This window comes from Mesorhizobium sp. B3-1-9, from assembly GCF_006439595.1.
Lineage (GTDB): Bacteria > Pseudomonadota > Alphaproteobacteria > Rhizobiales > Rhizobiaceae > Mesorhizobium.
In genome coordinates, this window is record NZ_VFTJ01000005.1 from 168089 (window position 1) to 185625 (window position 17537).

A 17537-nucleotide genomic window follows, 5' to 3' on the forward strand; every position below is an offset into this window, starting at 1 on the left:
AAATACCGGGAGGACAAGATGGACATCCACGAATACCAGGCCAAGGAACTGCTTGCCCGCCACGGCGTGCATGTGCCGCGCGGCGGCCTCGCTTACAGCCCCGAACAGGCGACCTACCGTGCCAGGGAGATCGGCGGCGCGAAATGGGTGCTGAAGGCGCAGGTCCATTCCGGCGCGCGTGGCAAGGCCGGCGGCATCAAGCTATGCTCGAACGACGAGGAGATCTCCAACGCGGCCGAAGCCATGCTCGGGCGCAAGCTGGTGACCCAGCAGACCGGCCCGCGCGGGAAGCTGATCTCGCGCCTCTATCTCGAGGAAGCCGTCGACATCGCGCAGGAGCTCTATCTCGGCTTCGTGCTCGACCGCAAGGAAGAGCGCGTCATGATCGTGGCGTCGGCCGCCGGCGGCATGGAGATCGAGGAGATCGCCGAGACGGCGCCGGATTCGATCATCCGCGCCACTGTCGATCCGGGCGTCGGCATGCAGCGCTTCCAGGCGCGCGAGATCGCCTTCGGGCTCGGGCTCGAGGACAATCTGATCGGTAAGGCGACCGAAACCATCCTCGGCTGCTACCGGGTGTTCCGCGACTATGACGCCACGATGCTGGAGATCAATCCGCTGGTGGTGACGCGCGAAGGCAACCTCGTCGCGCTCGACGCCAAGATGTCCTTCGATGAGAACGCGCTGTTTCGCCGCCCGGAAATCTCTGAATTGCGCGACAAGAGCCAGGAAGACCCGCGCGAGACGTTCGCCAGCGACCGCGGCCTCTCCTATGTGGGCTTGGACGGCAATATCGGCTGCATCATCAACGGCGCTGGGCTCGCCATGGCGACGATGGACATGATCAAGATCGCCGGGGGCGAGCCGGCCAACTTCCTCGACATCGGCGGCGGCGCCTCGCCGGAGCGGGTGGCGAAATCCTTCCGCGCGGTGCTCGGCGACAAGAATGTCGAGACCATCCTGGTCAACATCTTCGCCGGTATCAACCGCTGCGACTGGGTGGCCGAAGGCGTCATCAAGGCGATCCGCGAGGTCGGCGTCGATGTGCCGCTGGTGGTGCGCCTTTCCGGCACCAAGGTCGAGGAAGGGCGCAAGATCCTGGCCGATTCCGGCGAGGCGGTGATCATCGCCGACACACTGGCCGAAGCCGCCGAAAAGGCCGTCGCCGCCTGGCGCGAAGCCACCAAGAACAAAAAAGCAGCCTGAGGGAGGTCGAGAAATGGCAATCCTGCTCAACCGCAGCACGCGCGTGATCGTGCAAGGGTTCACCGGCAAGATCGGCAGCTTCCATGCCGACGACATGAAGCGCTACGGCACCAAGCTGGTCGGCGGCGTCACTCCCGGCAAGGGCGGCCAGACGCATCTCGGCCTGCCCGTCTTCAACACCGTCAAGGGCGCGGTGCGCGAGACCCGCGCCGAGGCGAGCATCGTCTTCGTGCCGCCGCCCTTCGCCGCCGATTCGATCATGGAGGCGGCGGACGCCGGGATAAAACTCTGCGTCTGCATCACCGACGGCATCCCCTCGCAGGACATGATGCGGGTCAAGCGCTACATGCGCCGCTACCGCTTCGAGGATCGCATGCGGCTGGTCGGCCCGAACTGCGCCGGCGTCATCACCCCCGGACAGGCGCTGATGGCCATCATGCCGGGCAGCATCTATCTGCCGGGGCGCGTCGGCATCGTCGGCCGCTCCGGCACGCTGGGTTACGAGGCGGCCTCGCAGATGAAGGCGCTGGGCATCGGCGTGTCGACCAGCGTCGGCATCGGCGGCGATCCCATCAACGGCTCGTCCTTCAAGGACATCCTGCAGCTCTTCGAGCGGGACGACGACACCGACGCCGTGGTGATGATCGGCGAGATCGGCGGCCCGCAGGAAGCCGAAGCCGCGATCTGGGCGCGCGACAATATGCGCAAGCCCCTGATCGCCTACATCGCCGGGCTTTCCGCACCGAAGGGAAGGCGCATGGGCCATGCCGGCGCGATCATCTCCGCCTTCGGCGAGTCGGCGCAGGAAAAGGTCGAGATCCTGAAGGAAGCCGGCGTCGTCATCGTCCCGACCCCCGCCTCCTTCGGCGAAGTGGTGGCCGATACGCTGGCGCGGACGAAGAAGGCGGCTTGATCGGTCTAGCCTGATGGCTTTGGATTGGTCGGGAATTCCAGGCGGTGGCGGTCTTCATGACCCGCCGCCGCTTTCGTTTGGCGAGCAAGAAGCACACAGCCGTGGCGACAGTCGCCTGCCAGCGCCGGGTTCCATTGGCTTTTTGCGGAGATTTTGGTGCGGTCGAGAAGACTCGAACTTCCACGGGTTGCCCCACAGCGACCTCAACGCTGCGCGTCTACCAATTCCGCCACGACCGCACGTGGTAGGAGCCGGAACCATCCGGCCCGGGGCCTGTAGCAAATCGTTTCCGGCGAAACAAGTGCGCTGAGCGGAATATTCGCGAATGCGTATCACCGATAGGTGCGCAGAGGTTTTGGGCGGACGAGGTGCTGCCGCCACAAGCCTCCGCAGCCCGCCTTCACGTTGCCGGAACTGGACGTTTTGGCCGATTGCCGCCATATGGGAGGAGCATCGAGAAAGTTCCATGACAGAACGCAGCCAGATCGCCACGTCGTTCCTGCCCCTGCCCGGCTCGGCGCCGGTTGAATGGGTGATCGAGCCAGGCCTTACCGCCTATCCGGATGCCCTTGCCTTCATGGAGGCTCGCGCCGAAGCGATCCGCAGCGGCGCGGCAGGCGAAATGGTCTGGCTGGTCGAGCATCCGCCGCTCTACACCGCCGGCACCAGCGCCCGCATCGAGGACCTGATCGACCCCGACCGGTTCCCGGTCTTTGCCGCGGGCCGCGGCGGCGAATACACCTATCACGGCCCCGGCCAGCGCGTGGCCTATGTCATGCTCGATCTGAAGCGCCGGCGCGAGGATGTGCGCGCCTTCGTCGCGGCGCTCGAGCAATGGATCATCTCCACGCTTGCCGCCTTCGATGTGCGCGGCGAGCGGCGCGAGGACCGCGTCGGCGTCTGGGTGGTGCGGCCGGATCGTCCTGCCCTGCCGGACGGCACGTCGGCCGAGGACAAGATCGCGGCAATAGGCATCCGGCTGCGGCGCTGGGTGAGCTTCCACGGCATCGCCATCAATGTCGAACCGGAACTTGGCCATTTCAGCGGCATCGTGCCCTGCGGCGTCCAGGACCACGGCGTGACCAGCCTCGTCGATCTCGGGCTGCCGGTCACCATGGCCGACCTCGACCTCGCGCTGAAGTCCGCTTTCGAGGATGTGTTCGGGCCTTCCGCCGTTCCGGCTGCAGAGCCTGCTCGCAAGGCCGGCTGAACATCGCTCCGCCTGGAGTGTGTTGAGATTCAGGTCAGGCCGAGCCGAAAACGGTGGGTTCCGAGAACCGGAGCGGAGCGTACTTAAGTACGTGAGCACCGGAAGCGCAGGAAGCTGCCGTTTGCAGGCCGGACTCATCTGAATATCAACATACTCTACATCAGCTGCGCGGATGCCCACAGCATCCCGTAGCCGTGGATGGCAAAGACGGCGAGCAGCGCGCCGGCCATGGCCAGCCGGTCGAAGGTCTTGATCGGCTTCAGCTCGTGTCGGGGCTTCACGCCGCTGCCCATGGTGATCAGGCTGAGGATCGCGAACACTGCGCCGGCGATCAGCAGGAAGCTCGGCGAAAAACCGGCCCGCCAGCCGAGCGCTAGAAGCGCCGAGAGCAGCAGGAAGGACGCCAGCGCGAGTGCTGCCGGACCCGGGCAGATCTGACGCAGCACCTGGCCGCCGTCGAATTTCCACACCGGCACCAGATTGGCGATGTTGAACAGCGATGCGCAGCCGGCGAGCGTTGCCAGGAGCATGGCGACAAGCCGATGTCCCTCGCCGTTGGCGAAACCGCTGGCGGCGATCAGCACCGGCACCAGGAAAGCGGAGAAGCCTGCGCCCATAAGCGCCACGAAGGCGACCTCAAAGCGGCTGTCATAGGGCCTGCCACCGATGGCAATGCCGCCAAGCAGCGGAATGAAGATCATCCGTGCCCGGCGATGCCCCGTCAGCCGGAAGGCCGCCATATGGCCGAGCTCGTGCAGGGCGACCACCGAGGTCAGGATCGCGGCAAGGGCCAGGCCGCCGATATTGAGGCCGAAGAACGGCCACAGGATCAGGGCCGAAAGCACGGCAAAGCCGATCTGGCTCAGCGGATGCTCGAACCAGCCGCCCTTGCGATACGTGCCGGTAGCCGCCCAGACGTCCAGCTTGCTGAGCTCGCGGCGCATGGCGAAGAAACGGAAGACCAGGAACGCGACGCCGCGGTAGCGATCGGTTTGAGTAAGCGTGACCCGCGTCGCATCACCCTTGGGCACGAGTTCGGCGGTCTCGCGATAGTTTGCCCAGAACGACGGATCGAGCGCAGTGTCCTCGATAACCCGCATCGAAAAGCGACTGCCTTCCCTCACATCCTCGAACCGCGCCTTGCGTTCGATCGGCCGGCCGTCGCGCCCTTCCCAGGACAGCTTGATCAGCACCGTCCCCTCGCCGTCCAGCGGCTCGGCGGAAAGGATCTCGCCGGACCATCCGGCGTCGCCGCCGAACGGCCACAGCGTCTGCCAGAGGCGATCGCGGTCGGCCTTGATCACGCGGCTGACCGTCACCGTGCGCAGTCCGAGCGGCACGGTCATCAAAAGAAAGATCAGTCCGAGATTGCCGGCCACGAGGGTGACCGTGACGATGACCGACACCGAATTCGCTCCCTGTCTTGAGGGAACAACCTAGCGTCGGCCCGGCCAAGAAAGACTTAACAAGGAGTGGGCTCTTGCCCATCACCGGGCGGCCCTTGCCTATCCCAGGGCGGGCTCTTGCCCGCCCGAACAGCGGTCGGGCATTTGCCCGTCCCGGCAGCGGCTAGGCCGCCCGATCACATGGCGCCGATCCAGATCGCCATGGAAACGAGGAAGGTGCTCATGCAAACCAGCGAGACGACATCCTGAACCAGATCAGACATAACTCTCTCCGTTGTTAGTATGTTCGTAGTTTGTTCTGATTTTGTTCGAATGTCAACGGCCGCCACACACCGCGCCGAACGAATCCGGGCGGTCCATTTCTGCAGGGTTAAGGAAGGGTTAGCGCACGATTGGGGTATTTGCGCTGAGCCAGGCCAAGCCGAGATTCGGATCGGGCTGAGCCGAGGATGGCGGGTTCCGAGAACCTGCCTACGCCGGCCGTAGCCTTCATAGAGCGGAGACACTTATGAGGGCTTCGGCCGGCGAAGGCCGGAAGCTGCCGTCCGCAGGCCAGCCTCATCCGAATATCGGCTTGGCCTAAAGCGGCACGACCTTACCCTCGGCCAGCGTCACGCGCCGGTCCATGCGCGAGGCCAGCTCATGGTTGTGGGTGGCGATCAGCGCCGCGAGGCCTGACTGCCTGACCAGCGCCTCCAGCGCATCGAATACATAGGAGGCGGTGACCGGATCGAGATTGCCGGTCGGCTCGTCGGCCAGCAGCACCAGCGGCGCATTGGCGACCGCGCGGGCAATGGCGACGCGTTGCTGCTCGCCGCCGGAAAGCTCGGCCGGCCGGTGCTGCGCGCGCTTGCCGATCTGCATGTAGTCGAGAAGCTGGGCTGCCCGCTCCGAAGCGTCCTTGGGGGAAAGCCCCTTGATCAGCTGCGGCATCATGATGTTCTCGAGCGCCGAGAACTCCGGCAGCAAATGATGGAACTGGTAGACGAAGCCGACATCGTTGCGGCGGATCGCGGTGCGCTCCTCGTCCGACAGCCGGCCGCAGGCACGGCCGGCGAGGATCACGTCGCCCGCATCGGGCCGCTCCAGCAGACCCGCCGTATGCAGCAGTGTGGACTTGCCGGTGCCCGACGGCGCGACCAGCGCCACCATCTCGCCGCGCCGGAGCGAAAAGTCGGCGCCGTTCAGGATGGTGAGCTTGCGCGGTCCCTGGACGTAGTGACGCTCGACGCCCTTCAATTCGATAATGGCCTCGGCCATCATTCGTACCTCAAGGCTTCGACCGGATCGAGCCGGGCGGCCCGCCAGGCCGGAAACACCGTCGCGAGGAACGACAGGGCCAGCGCCATGATGACGACGTAGGTCGTCTCGCGCGGATCCATCTTCGCCGGCAGCTGGCTGAGGAAATAGAGCTCGGGGTTGAACAGGATCCTGCCGGTCATCCAGGAGAAGAACTGGCGGATTGATTCGATGTTGAGGCAGATGACGACGCCGAGCAGCACGCCGGCGATGGTCCCGGTGACGCCGATCGCCGCCCCCGTCATCAGGAAGATGCGCAAGATCGCGCCGCGCGAGGCGCCCATCGTGCGCAGGATGGCGATGTCGTGGCCTTTGTCCTTCACCAGCATGATGAGGCCGGAAATGATGTTGAGCGCCGCCACCAGCACGATCAGTGTGAGAATCATGAACATGACGTTGCGCTCGACCTGCAGCGCCGAGAAGAAGGTCTCGTTGCGCTGGCGCCAGTCGACGAGATCGACCGGCCGCTGCGCCGCCTGCTCGACCAGCGGCTTCAGCGCGTCGACATTGTCGGGATTGTCGACATAGATCTCGATGGTCTGCGCGCGGCCGTCCATGTTGAAATAGAGCTGCGCTTCGGAGAACGGCATATAGACGATCGAGCTGTCATATTCGGACATGCCGACCTCGAAGATCGCCGCCACCTTGTAGCCCTTCATGCGCGGCGTGGTGCCGAGCGGCGTCACGTCGCCGTCCGGCGAGATCAGCGTGATCGTGTCGCCGAGCACCAGTCCGAGGCTTTCCGCCATGCGCTTGCCGATCGCCACGCCGTCACCGGTGTCGAAACCGTCGAGCGTGCCCTGCTTGATGTTGCTGGCGACGATCGAAATCTTGCCAAGGTCCTCGCCGCGGATGCCGCGCACCAGCGCGCCCGTGCCGCCCCCGACATTGCCTTGCGCCAGCACCTGGCCGTCGATCAGCGGAATGGCGTATTTGACGCCCGCGACACCGTTGATGCGGCTCGCCACCTGGGCGTAGTCCTCCAGCGGCGAATCGAGCGGCTGCACGATGAGGTGGCCGTTGACGCCGAGGATCCGGGTGAGCAATTCGGCGCGAAAACCGTTCATCACGGCCATGACGACGATCAGCGTCGCGACGCCCAGCATGATGCCGAGGAAGGAGATCGAGGCGATGACCGAGATCACCGTTTCCTTGCGGCGCGAGCGCAGATAGCGCCAGGCCACCATGCGTTCGAAGCCGGAGAAAGCGCCCGCCGCTGACCTGGCCGCTGCCGCCGGCTCGCTCATGCGGCGATACCCAGGTGTTTCTTGGCTTCCGCGATCGGCAGTGTGGCGCGCTCGCCCGACTTGCGGTTCTTGATCTCGACCTCGCCGGCGGCCACGCCGCGCGGTCCGACGATCACCTGCCACGGCAGGCCGATCAGATCCGCGGTGGCGAACTTGCCGCCGGGCCGCTGGTCGGTGTCGTCATAGAGCACGTCCTTGCCGGCCGAAGTGAGCGCCGCATAAAGCTCGTCGCAGACGCGGTCGCATTCGCCGTCGCCGACCTTCATGTTGATCAGGCCGATATCGAAGGGCGCCACCGCCTCCGGCCAGATGATGCCGTTCTCGTCATGGCTGGCCTCGATGATCGCCGCGACCAGCCGCGACGGACCGATGCCATAGGAGCCGCCCGAGGCGTAATGGTCCTTGCCGTCGGGTCCGGTCACCTTGGCGCCCATGGGCTTGGAGTATTTCTCGCCGAAGTGGAAGATGTGGCCGACCTCGATGCCGCGCGCCGAGACCTGCTCGCTTGGCGGAACGTTCGCCCAGGCCGCCTCGTCATGCATCTCGTCGGTGGCGGCATAAGGCGTCGTCCACTTCTTCACGATGTCGCCGATCTCCGCATCGTTGGAGAAGTTGGTGGCGGCGCCCGGCACGTCGAGCGACAGATAGGCGCGGTCGCAGAACACCTGGCTCTCGCCGGTGTCGGCCAGGATGATGAACTCATGGCTGAGATCGCCGCCGATCGGGCCGGTGTCGGCGCGCATCGGAATAGCCTGCAGGCCCATGCGTGTGAACGTCCTGAGATAGGAGACGAACATGCGGTTGTAGGCGGCCCTGGCGCCCTCGAAATCGAGGTCGAAGGAGTAAGCATCCTTCATCAGGAACTCCCTGCTGCGCATGACGCCGAAGCGCGGGCGCACCTCGTCGCGGAACTTCCACTGGATGTGGTAGAGATTGAGCGGCAGGTCCTTGTAGGACTTCACATAGGCGCGGAAAATCTCGGTGACCATCTCTTCATTGGTCGGCCCGTAGAGCATGTCGCGGTCCTGGCGGTCCTTGATGCGCAGCATCTCCTTGCCATAGTCGTTGTAACGGCCGCTTTCTCGCCACAGATCCGCCGACTGGATGGTCGGCATCAGGATTTCCAGCGCGCCGGCGCGGTTCTGTTCCTCGCGGATGATCCGGCAGACCTTGTCCAGCACGCGCTTGCCCAGCGGCAGCCACGAAAAGCTGCCCTGCCCCTGCTGCCGGATCATGCCGGCGCGCAGCATCAGCCGGTGGGAGACGATTTCGGCCTCGCGGGGATTTTCTTTGAGAATGGGCAGGAAATAGCGCGACAAACGCATGGACTGGTCCGTGAGTGAAAATGGCGGCGCGGGAATCGGCGCAACCGAGGCTGCTTGCCCGGGCTTCATAGCCATTTCATGGCCGAATGGAAACCCGAGTGCCCCAAAGTATCGGGGCCTTCTGCACCTTACCAAAAAGGCGATTTTGGCTGCAAAGTGCCGCAAATGGCTTTTTGATCGATTCACAAGCAAGCCCTGCCGCACTATTGTGCAGTGCAGCACGATATTGCCTGTTTCGAGGCAAAATTCTTCGTGACATTTTCACCTGCCTTGGTCTAGTGTGCGCCGATAACCGAGAGGGCGGAGAAAAATCTGCTCTCCTACGCGGTCAAAGTCTTGGGAGGATGCGATCTAGGCGCGGTAACTCGCTGCCGCCGGACACCGGAAACAGATCGGACGCGTTTAAATTGCAAGGCCTTGTGCCTTGCATTTTTTTTGTGCAATCATCTGCTTAGCACAACCATCTGCCAAACAGCATCAGGCGTGATTAGCCGTTGAATCGGAAGCCGGCTTCCGATTTCAACCTTGGCGCGCGTGTGCTGCTCAATACTTGCGGAAACTGTGTTGTCGCCTTCAGTGACTGACGTCCGGCGTGAAGTCCGGCATGATCCGCATGACGTCGTCGAAGCTGTACCCCAGGCCCATCGTCAGGCCGTAGAGGATGCCCATCACGACCACCGTCACGATCGTCGCGCGGATGAAGGCGCGCAGCATATGCGGGCCCCGCGGCGCGCTGGAAACGGTGCCAAGCGTGACATCCTGGTCGTCGTCCTGGGTGCGCAAGCTGAACGGAAGAACAACGAACAGCACCATCCACCAGATGATGAAGAACAGCGCGGCGAACAGTATCCAGTTCATATCTGCTCCAGTTCGACGAGCGTGCCGAAGAAATCCTTCGGATGCAGGAACAGCACCGGCTTGCCATGCGCGCCGATCTTCGGATTGCCGTCGCCCAGCACGCGCGCGCCGCTTTGCTTCAAATGATCGCGAGCGGCCAGGATGTCGTCGACCTCATAGCAGATGTGATGCATGCCGCCGGATGGATTCTTCTCGAGGAACGCGGCGATGGGTGAAGTCTCGCCCAGCGGCTCCAGCAACTCGATCTTGGTGTTGCCGACATCGACGAACACGACGCTCACGCCATGCTCGGGCAGCGCCTGCGGCGCGCTCAACCGCGCGCCCAGCGTATCGCGATAGGCGGCCATTGCCGCGGCCAGATCCGGCACGGCAAGCGCGACATGGTTCAGGCGTCCAAGCATTGGCGGTTTCCCTAGGCAGTAGGCAGTAGGCAGTAGGCAGTAGGCAGTAGGCAGTAGGCAGTAGAGAAGAAGCAAATTTGGCGAGCTAAAAGCAATCGCTTTCCTATTGCCTACTGCCTACTGCCTATTCCCTACTGCCCTACTCTTCATCTCGTCACAAACACAGTCACCAGCGGCTTCTTGCCCCAGGCTTCGTTGGCGGCGCCGCGCACGGCACGGCGCACCGCTTCCTGCACCAGGTCGAGGTCTTTTCGGCGCTGGCGCGGAATGGAGTCCACCGCGCCGATTGCCGCATCGAGCATCAGGTCCTCCAGCGTCTCGCCGCTGGCATCGGACTCGGCGACGCCGATCGCCACCAGGTCGGGGTCGCCGGCAAGCTCATATTTGTCGTCGAGCACGACATTGACGGCGACATGGCCGGCGAAGGAAAGCTTGCGGCGGTCGCGTATGCCCATCGCCTGGTCGGTGCCGATCAGCGAGCCATCCTTGTAGAGCCGGCCGAATGGCACCTGGTCGATGATCGTCGCCGGGCCGGGCCAGAGCCTGAGCATGTCGCCGTCGCGCACCTGCGCCACCTGGCCGATGCCCGACATCGACATCAGCGAGCCCTGCGCCACCAGATGCGCCGCCTCGCCATGCACGGGAACGCCGATCTGCGGCCGGACCCATTCATACATCTTGCGCAACTCGCTGCGGCGCGGATGGCCGGAGACATGCACCAGGGCATCGCCGTCCTCGATGATCTTCATGCCAAGATCGATCAGCCGGTTCTTGATCTCGAGGATCGCCTTCTCGTTGCCGGGAATGGTGCGCGAGGAAAACACCACGGTATCGCCGGCCGTCAGCGCCACCGACTTCATCTCGTCGCGTGAAAGCTTGGCAAGCGCGGCCAGCGGCTCGCCCTGGCTGCCCGTGCAGATGATCACCAGGTTCTCGCGCGGGATATAGCCGTAGTCTTCCTCGGCGATGAACTCCGGCAGGCCATCCATGTAGCCGAGCTCGCCCGCCACATCGATGACGCGCTTCAGCGAGCGGCCAAGCACCAGGCACTGCCGGCCGGCATCGCGTGCCGCCCTGGCGATCGAGACGATGCGCCCGACATTGGAGGAGAAGGTGGTGACGGCAACGCGCCCCTTGGCTTTCTCGATGACGCCCTTGAGGCCTTCGCCGACCGCGACTTCCGACGGCGACTCCCCTTCCCTCAACGCGTTGGTGGAATCGCAGATCAGCGCCAGCACGCCCTTGTCGCCATAGGCGCGGAAACGCGCCTCGTCGGTCTTCGGACCGATCGTCGGCGCCGGGTCGATCTTCCAGTCGCCGGTGTGGATCACGGTGCCGGCGGGCGTGGTGATCGCCAGCGACATCGGCTCGGGGATCGAATGCGCCACCGGAATGGCCTCGATCGCGAACGGTCCGACGGTGAATGTCTCGCCGGCCCGGTAGATCGACGCCGGAATCTTCGGGGCGTTCTGCTCGCCCTGCCGCTTGGCCTCGAGCAGGCCGGCAGTGAACGGCGTCATCCAGACCGGGACTTTAAGCTTCGGCCAGATATCGAGCAGCGCGCCGTAGTGGTCCTCATGCGCATGCGTGATGACGATGCCGCGCAAACCATCGAGATTCTCCTCGATGAAGCGCGTATCGGGCAGGATGAGATCGACACCGGGATGCGCGCTGTCCGGAAAGGTGACGCCGACATCGACGATGATCCATTCGCGCGCGTCGGCAGGCCCATAGCCGTAAAGGGCGAAGTTCATGCCGATCTCGCCAACGCCGCCCAGCGGCGCGAAAACGAGCTCGACGTTTTCCTTATTCGCCATGAATTCTTTCCTTCCTGGCCGTCAGACCAAGCCGTTGGAGCAATTCTGGGAAAAGCGTGTCACGGTTTTCCTCCGGAATTGCGCAAAACAAAATTATACCCGGGCCGAGGCGACAGCGCCGAAATGCACGTCGCCGGCCGCGATCGTCAAAACCGATCCCTCATCGTCGCGGATCACGAAACGGCAGTCCTCGTCAATGGTCTCGAAGACGCCGCGCACCACATTGCCGTCAATTCTGACAGCAACCTCGCCGCCGAGGCCCGCTGCGCGGCCAAGCCAGCGCTTTCTGATGGCATCGAGCCCGCGCCCGTCATCCCACAGCCGGGCATTCTCGCTCCAGGCATCCGAAAGCGCCAGGAACAGGGTTTCGGCGTCGCACTGCGCACCCAATGCCTGCAGCGATGTCGCCGGATAAGGCAAATCTTCCGGGTAGGCCACGACATTGACGCCGATGCCGACCGCAACCGCGAAGCGGCCGCCTTCCAGCATCGTCGATTCCAGCAATATGCCGGCAAGCTTGGCGCCCGAGGCCAGCACGTCGTTCGGCCATTTCAGCTCGAAGCGGTTGCGGCCCTGGCTCGCGCCGTCAACGGCGACGGCGATCCGGCCTTTCGGCACGACGGCGTCGAGCGCGTCGGCCAGCGCCAGCCCCGCGACGAAGCCGAGCGTCGCGGCAAGCCGCAGCTCGCCGCCCGGAACCAGAAGCAGCGTCGCCGCGAGATTGCCTTCGGGCGTGGCCCAGACACGGCCACGGCGGCCGCGGCCGCTTTCCTGCTTCTTCGAAACGACCCAGAGCTTGCCGGGATCGCCGGCGCGCGCGCGTTCCAGCGCCAGCGCGTTGGTCGAGCCGACGCTGTCATGCGCTTCGAGCCGGAACCCCTCCGACGCCGCGGTTGGAGCCAGTCGAAATGCCATCCCGTCAGAAGAAGGTCTTGGCGGCGGCTTCGGCATAATTGCCGATCGGCCCGCCGATCAGCACATAGAACAGCACGAAGGCGCCGCTGACGCCGAGCACAAGGCGCAGCTCGCTGGCCATCGGCACGAAACCGCCGACCGGCTCGTCGAACCACATGATCTTGATGATGCGCAGATAGTAGTAGGCGCCCACCACCGAGGCCAGCACGCCGATGATCGCCAGCGCGTAGAGATGCGCGTTGATGGCGGCCAGAAACACGTACCACTTCCCCCAGAAACCCGCGAGCGGCGGAATACCGGCCAGCGAGAACATCAGGATGGTGAGAATGGTGGCCATGATCGGGTTGGTCGAGGACAGGCCGGCGAGATCGCTGATCTGCTCGACATTGCCCTCCTTGCGCCGCATGGCGAGGATGAAGGCGAAGGTGCCGAGCGTCATCACCAGATAGATCAGCATGTAGATGGCGACGCCGCGCACGCCGGCCTGGCTGTTGGCGGCAAGGCCGACCAGCGCATAGCCCATATGGCCGATCGAGGAATAGGCCATCAGGCGCTTGATGTTGGTCTGGCCGATGGCCGCGAAGGCGCCGAGCGCCATCGAGGCGATCGAGATGAAGACGACGATCTGCTGCCAGTCCGAAGCGATCGGCTTGAAGGCGCCCATGGTGACGCGCACGATCAGCGCCATCGCCGCCATTTTCGGCGCGGCGGCCAGGAAGGCGGTGATCGGCGTCGGTGCGCCTTCGTAGACGTCAGGCGTCCACATATGGAACGGCACGGCCGAGATCTTGAAGGCAAGGCCGGCGAGCACGAACACCAGGCCGAAGACGAGACCGAGCTGGCGCTCGCCGCTGGAGAGCGCCGTCGCGATCTCCTGGAAGCCGGTGTTGCCGGTGTAGCCGTAGACGAGGCTGATGCCGTAGAGCAGCATGCCCGACGACAGCGCGCCGAGGACGAAATATTTCAGGCCCGCCTCGGTCGAACGCAGATTGTCGCGGTTGATCGCCGCGAGCACGTAGATCGCCAGCGACTGCAGCTCGAGCCCGAGATAGAGCCCAATCATGCCGTTGGCCGAGATCATCAGCATCATGCCGAGCGTGCAGAGCAGGATAAGAACCGGGAATTCGAACTTGTCGAAATGCTCCTGGCGCGCGAAGCGCATCGACATGACCAGCGTCACCGCCGAGCCGATCAGTGCCAGCATCTTCATGAAGGCGCTGAAGGAATCCTGCACGAAGGCGCCGCCAAAGGCGGCTCCCCGTCCGCCGGAGAAAGCGAGCCACAGGCCGGCCACCACCAGCACGAGCACGGCCAGGCCGGTCACGGTCGTGGTGTTGTTGGAGCGCGAATAGGCTCCGATCATCAGGAGCACCAGCGCGCCGACGGCCAGGATCAGTTCCGGCGTCGAGAGCGAAAGGCTGGAGAGAAGGTCCGGCGTCATGGTCTATTCCCCAGTCAGTTCGCCGCCGCGGTCTGCGCGGAATTGATGGATGCGGTGACGTTGGTGACGAGCGTCTTGACCGAAGCGGCCGTCGCGTCGAACACCGGCGCCGGGTAGACGCCGAAGAAGATCACCAGCACCACCAGCGGATAGACGATCGCCTTCTCGCGCGGCGACAGATCGAGCAGGTTCTTCAGGCTGTCCTTGGTCAGCGCACCGAAGATCACCCGGCGATAGAGCCACAGCGCATAGGCCGCCGACAGGATAACGCCGGTGGCGGCGAAGAACGCCACCCAGGTGTTGACCTTGAACACGCCGAGCATGGTCAGGAATTCGCCGATGAAGCCGCTGGTGCCCGGCAGGCCGACATTGGCCATGGTGAAGATCATGAACACGGTCGCGTATTTCGGCATGTTGTTGACGAGGCCGCCATAGGCGTCGATCTCGCGCGTATGCATGCGGTCGTAGATGACGCCGACGCACAGGAACAGCGCGCCCGAGACGAGGCCGTGGCTGAGCATCTGGAAGATCGCGCCCTGCACGCCTTCCTGGTTCATCGCGAAGATGCCCATGGTGACGAAGCCCATGTGGGCTACCGACGAATAGGCGATCAGCTTCTTCATGTCCTCCTGCATCAGCGCCACCAGCGAGGTGTAGATGATGGCAACGACCGAGAGCGTGAACACCAGCGGCGCGAACATCGCCGATGCCTCCGGGAACATCGGCAGCGAGAAGCGCAGGAAGCCGTATCCTCCCATCTTCAGGAGGATGCCGGCCAGGATGACCGAACCGGCGGTCGGCGCCTCGACGTGGGCGTCGGGCAGCCAGGTGTGCACCGGCCACATCGGCATCTTCACCGCGAAGGAGGCGAAGAAGGCGAGCCACAGCCAGGTCTGCATGCTGGCCGGGAAATTATGCGTCAAAAGGGTCGGGATATCGGTGGTGCCCGACTGGAAGAACATCGCCATGATGGCGAGCAGCATCAGCACCGAGCCGGCGAGCGTATAGAGGAAGAACTTGAACGAGGCATAGACACGGCGCTTGCCGCCCCAGACGCCGATGATGATGAACATCGGGATCAGGCCGGCCTCGAAGAAGACGTAGAACAAGACGATGTCGAGCGCGCAGAACACGCCGATCATCAGCGTCTCGAGGATCAGGAAGGCGATCATATAGGCCTTGACCCGCTTCTCGATCGCTTCCCAGGAGGCCAGGATGCAGAACGGCATCAGGAAGGTGGTCAGGATGACGAACAGCATCGAAATGCCGTCGACGCCCATGTGGTAGGAGATGCCCGAATCCAGCCAGGCGTGCTTCTCGACGAACTGGAAGCCGGCCTGCGAATTGTCGAAGCCCGTCCAGATGAACAGCGAGATGACGAAGGTGAACGCCGTCGTGATGAAAGCGATGGCGCGGATGTTGCGGCGCGCGTTCTCATTGTCATCGTCGATGAACAGAATGAGCAGAACACCAACCAGCGGCAGGAAGGTGACCAGCGAGAGGATTGGCCAGTCGGTCATCAGAGCATCATCCAGGTGACGAGAGCGGCCACGCCGATCAGCATGGCGAAGGCGTAGTGATAGAGGTAGCCGGTCTGCAGCTTGACGACCCGGTTGGTGACGTCGACGACGCGCGCCGAGATGCCGTCCGGGCCGAGACCGTCGATGATCGTGCCGTCACCGGTCTTCCACAGGAAGCGGCCGAGGCGCTTGGCCGGCTGCACGAACAGGAAATCGTAGAGCTCGTCGAAATACCACTTGTTGAGCAGGAAGCCGTAAAGGCCGCGATGGTTAGCCGCCAGTTCCTTCGGCGCCTCCGGCTTGCGGATATAGAACTGCCAGGCGACCAGCAGGCCGATCACCATGGCGACGAACGGCGCCAACTCCACCCACAACGGCAATTCGTGGATCTCGTGCAGGATGTGGTTGTCCGGCAGCGTGAACAACGACGCCTTCCAGAACTCGCCATAGCCTTCGCCGATGAAAGCGCCGTGGAAGATGATACCCGCGAACAGCGCGCCGGCGGCCAGCACATAGAGCGGCACCAGCATCACAGGCGGCGATTCATGGACATGGTGCATGACCTCGTGGCTGGCGCGCGGCTCGCCGTGGAAGGTCATGAAGATCAAGCGCCAGGAGTAGAAGCTGGTGAAGCAGGCGGCGACCACCAGCAGGATAAAGGCGAAGCCGGCGACCGCATTGTGGCTGGCGAAGGAGGTTTCGATGATGGCGTCCTTGGAGAAGAAGCCGGCGGTGCCGATCACCGTCGCCGGAATGCCGACGCCGGTCAGCGCCAGCGTGCCGATGACCATCATCCAGTAAGTCTTCGGGATCAGATTGCGAAGGCCGCCCATCTTGCGCATGTCCTGCTCGTCGGAGACAGCGTGGATGACCGAGCCGGAGCCGAGGAACAGCAGCGCCTTGAAGAACGCGTGCGTGAACAGGTGGAAGATCGCCGCGCCATAAGCGCCGACGCCGAGCGCCACGAACATATAGCCGAGCTGCGAGCAGGTCGAATAGGCTATGACGCGCTTGATGTCGTTCTGGACCAGGCCGACCGTCGCCGCGAAGAAGGCGGTGAAGGCGCCGATGAAGGTGACAACGGTCAGAGCCGTATGCGACAGCTCGAACAGCGGCGAGAGCCTTGCTAGCATGAACACGCCGGCGGTCACCATGGTCGCCGCGTGGATGAGCGCGGAGACCGGCGTCGGGCCTTCCATGGCGTCCGGCAGCCAGGTGTGCAGCGGCACCTGCGCCGACTTGCCCATGGCGCCCATGAAGAGCAGCAGGCAGACCACGGTCAGCGCCGACTGCTTGTCGAGCGCGTGGCCGAGGAAAGTGAGCACGGCAGCGCCCGCCGGCGCGCCTTCGGCCGGCAGGAAGGAGGCCGCATTGGCGAAGATGGTGCCGAGATTGACCGAGCCGAACAGCACGAAGACGCCGAAAATGCCGAGCGCGAAGCCGAAGTCGCCGACGCGGTTGACGACGAAAGCCTTGATCGCCGCCGCATTGGCTGACGGCTTCTTGTACCAGAAGCCGATCAAGAGATAGGAGGCGAGACCGACGCCCTCCCAGCCGAAGAACATCTGGATGAGGTTATCGGCCGTCACCAGCATCAGCATCGCGAAGGTGAACAGCGACAGATAGGCAAAGAAGCGCGGACGGTTCGGATCGTGGTGCATGTAGCCGATCGAATAGATGTGAACCAGCGCCGACACCGTGTTGACGACGACCAGCATCACCACCGTCAGCGTATCGATCCTGAGCGCCCACGACGCGTCGATGCCGCCCGACTGGATCCAGCGCAGCACCGGCACGGTGAACACCTCGCCATGGCCGAAGCCGACGCTGAAGAAGGCGATCCACGACAGCACAGCCGCGATCACCAGGAAGCCGGAGGTGATGTATTCGGAAGCCTTGGCGCCAAGCGAATTGCCGAACAGGCCGACAATCAGGAAGCCAAGCAGCGGAAGGAAGACGATAGCCTGATACATGGTGGT

General features: G+C 63.9%; 14 protein-coding genes and 1 tRNA gene. 3 read left to right on the forward strand and 12 right to left on the reverse strand.

Annotated features, from left to right (window positions below; all coding sequences use genetic code 11):
• The first annotated feature begins 18 nt into the window (after nucleotides 1–18).
• Nucleotides 19–1206 (forward strand): malate--CoA ligase subunit beta, encoded by a 1188-nt coding sequence (locus FJW07_RS11300; RefSeq protein WP_140856422.1) that lies wholly within the window; start codon nucleotides 19–21, stop codon nucleotides 1204–1206.
• Between the two features lie 13 nt (nucleotides 1207–1219).
• Nucleotides 1220–2119, forward strand: a complete 900-nt coding sequence (sucD, locus tag FJW07_RS11305) for a succinate--CoA ligase subunit alpha (RefSeq protein ID WP_140856424.1) — start codon at nucleotides 1220–1222, stop codon at nucleotides 2117–2119.
• A gap of 154 nt (nucleotides 2120–2273) precedes the next feature.
• Here the strand turns inward: sucD and FJW07_RS11310 are convergent.
• Nucleotides 2274–2358, reverse strand: a tRNA-Leu gene (locus tag FJW07_RS11310).
• 227 nt (nucleotides 2359–2585) lie between these two features.
• Here FJW07_RS11310 and lipB point away from each other — a divergent pair.
• Entirely contained in the window at nucleotides 2586–3329 is a 744-nt protein-coding gene (gene lipB, locus FJW07_RS11315; protein ID WP_140856426.1) for a lipoyl(octanoyl) transferase LipB, read from the forward strand.
• Nucleotides 3330–3484: 155 nt separating this feature from the next.
• Here lipB and FJW07_RS11320 read toward each other — a convergent pair whose 3' ends face one another.
• From FJW07_RS11320 to nuoL, 11 genes are all read right to left on the reverse strand, one after another.
• Nucleotides 3485–4735, reverse strand: a complete 1251-nt coding sequence (locus FJW07_RS11320) for an SRPBCC family protein (protein ID WP_140856427.1) — start codon at nucleotides 4733–4735, stop codon at nucleotides 3485–3487.
• Nucleotides 4736–5314: 579 nt separating this feature from the next.
• Complete coding sequence (locus FJW07_RS11325; RefSeq protein WP_140856429.1) at nucleotides 5315–5995, reverse strand: ABC transporter ATP-binding protein; 681 nt, start codon at nucleotides 5993–5995, stop codon at nucleotides 5315–5317.
• Nucleotides 5995–7281: a lipoprotein-releasing ABC transporter permease subunit gene (locus tag FJW07_RS11330; protein WP_140653614.1), complete on the reverse strand. Its 1287-nt coding sequence runs from the start codon at nucleotides 7279–7281 to the stop codon at nucleotides 5995–5997. The genes FJW07_RS11325 and FJW07_RS11330 overlap by 1 nt, the downstream gene beginning before the upstream one ends.
• Nucleotides 7278–8606 carry a proline--tRNA ligase gene (gene proS, locus FJW07_RS11335; protein ID WP_140856431.1) on the reverse strand — a complete coding sequence of 443 codons (1329 nt, stop codon included), beginning with the start codon at nucleotides 8604–8606 and terminating at the stop codon, nucleotides 7278–7280. The genes FJW07_RS11330 and proS overlap by 4 nt, the downstream gene beginning before the upstream one ends.
• A 573-nt stretch (nucleotides 8607–9179) precedes the next feature.
• The gene (locus FJW07_RS11340) at nucleotides 9180–9464 is read right to left on the reverse strand and encodes a DUF1467 family protein (protein ID WP_140856433.1); all 285 of its coding nucleotides are present in this window, start codon (nucleotides 9462–9464) and stop codon (nucleotides 9180–9182) included.
• On the reverse strand, nucleotides 9461–9865 hold the full coding sequence (gene mce, locus FJW07_RS11345; protein WP_140856435.1) for a methylmalonyl-CoA epimerase: 405 nt from the start codon (nucleotides 9863–9865) through the stop codon (nucleotides 9461–9463). The genes FJW07_RS11340 and mce overlap by 4 nt, the downstream gene beginning before the upstream one ends.
• Before the next feature lie 146 nt (nucleotides 9866–10011).
• Entirely contained in the window at nucleotides 10012–11682 is a 1671-nt protein-coding gene (locus tag FJW07_RS11350; protein ID WP_140856437.1) for a ribonuclease J, read from the reverse strand.
• 93 nt (nucleotides 11683–11775) lie between these two features.
• Nucleotides 11776–12597, reverse strand: coding sequence for a biotin--[acetyl-CoA-carboxylase] ligase (locus FJW07_RS11355; RefSeq protein ID WP_140856439.1), 822 nt, complete (start codon nucleotides 12595–12597; stop codon nucleotides 11776–11778).
• 4 nt (nucleotides 12598–12601) lie between these two features.
• Entirely contained in the window at nucleotides 12602–14038 is a 1437-nt protein-coding gene (gene nuoN, locus FJW07_RS11360) for an NADH-quinone oxidoreductase subunit NuoN (protein ID WP_140856441.1), read from the reverse strand.
• Between the two features lie 14 nt (nucleotides 14039–14052).
• The gene (locus tag FJW07_RS11365; protein WP_140653623.1) at nucleotides 14053–15558 is read right to left on the reverse strand and encodes an NADH-quinone oxidoreductase subunit M; all 1506 of its coding nucleotides are present in this window, start codon (nucleotides 15556–15558) and stop codon (nucleotides 14053–14055) included.
• On the reverse strand, nucleotides 15558–17531 hold the full coding sequence (gene nuoL, locus FJW07_RS11370) for an NADH-quinone oxidoreductase subunit L (protein ID WP_140856443.1): 1974 nt from the start codon (nucleotides 17529–17531) through the stop codon (nucleotides 15558–15560). The genes FJW07_RS11365 and nuoL overlap by 1 nt, the downstream gene beginning before the upstream one ends.
• Between the last annotated feature and the right edge of the window lie 6 nt (nucleotides 17532–17537).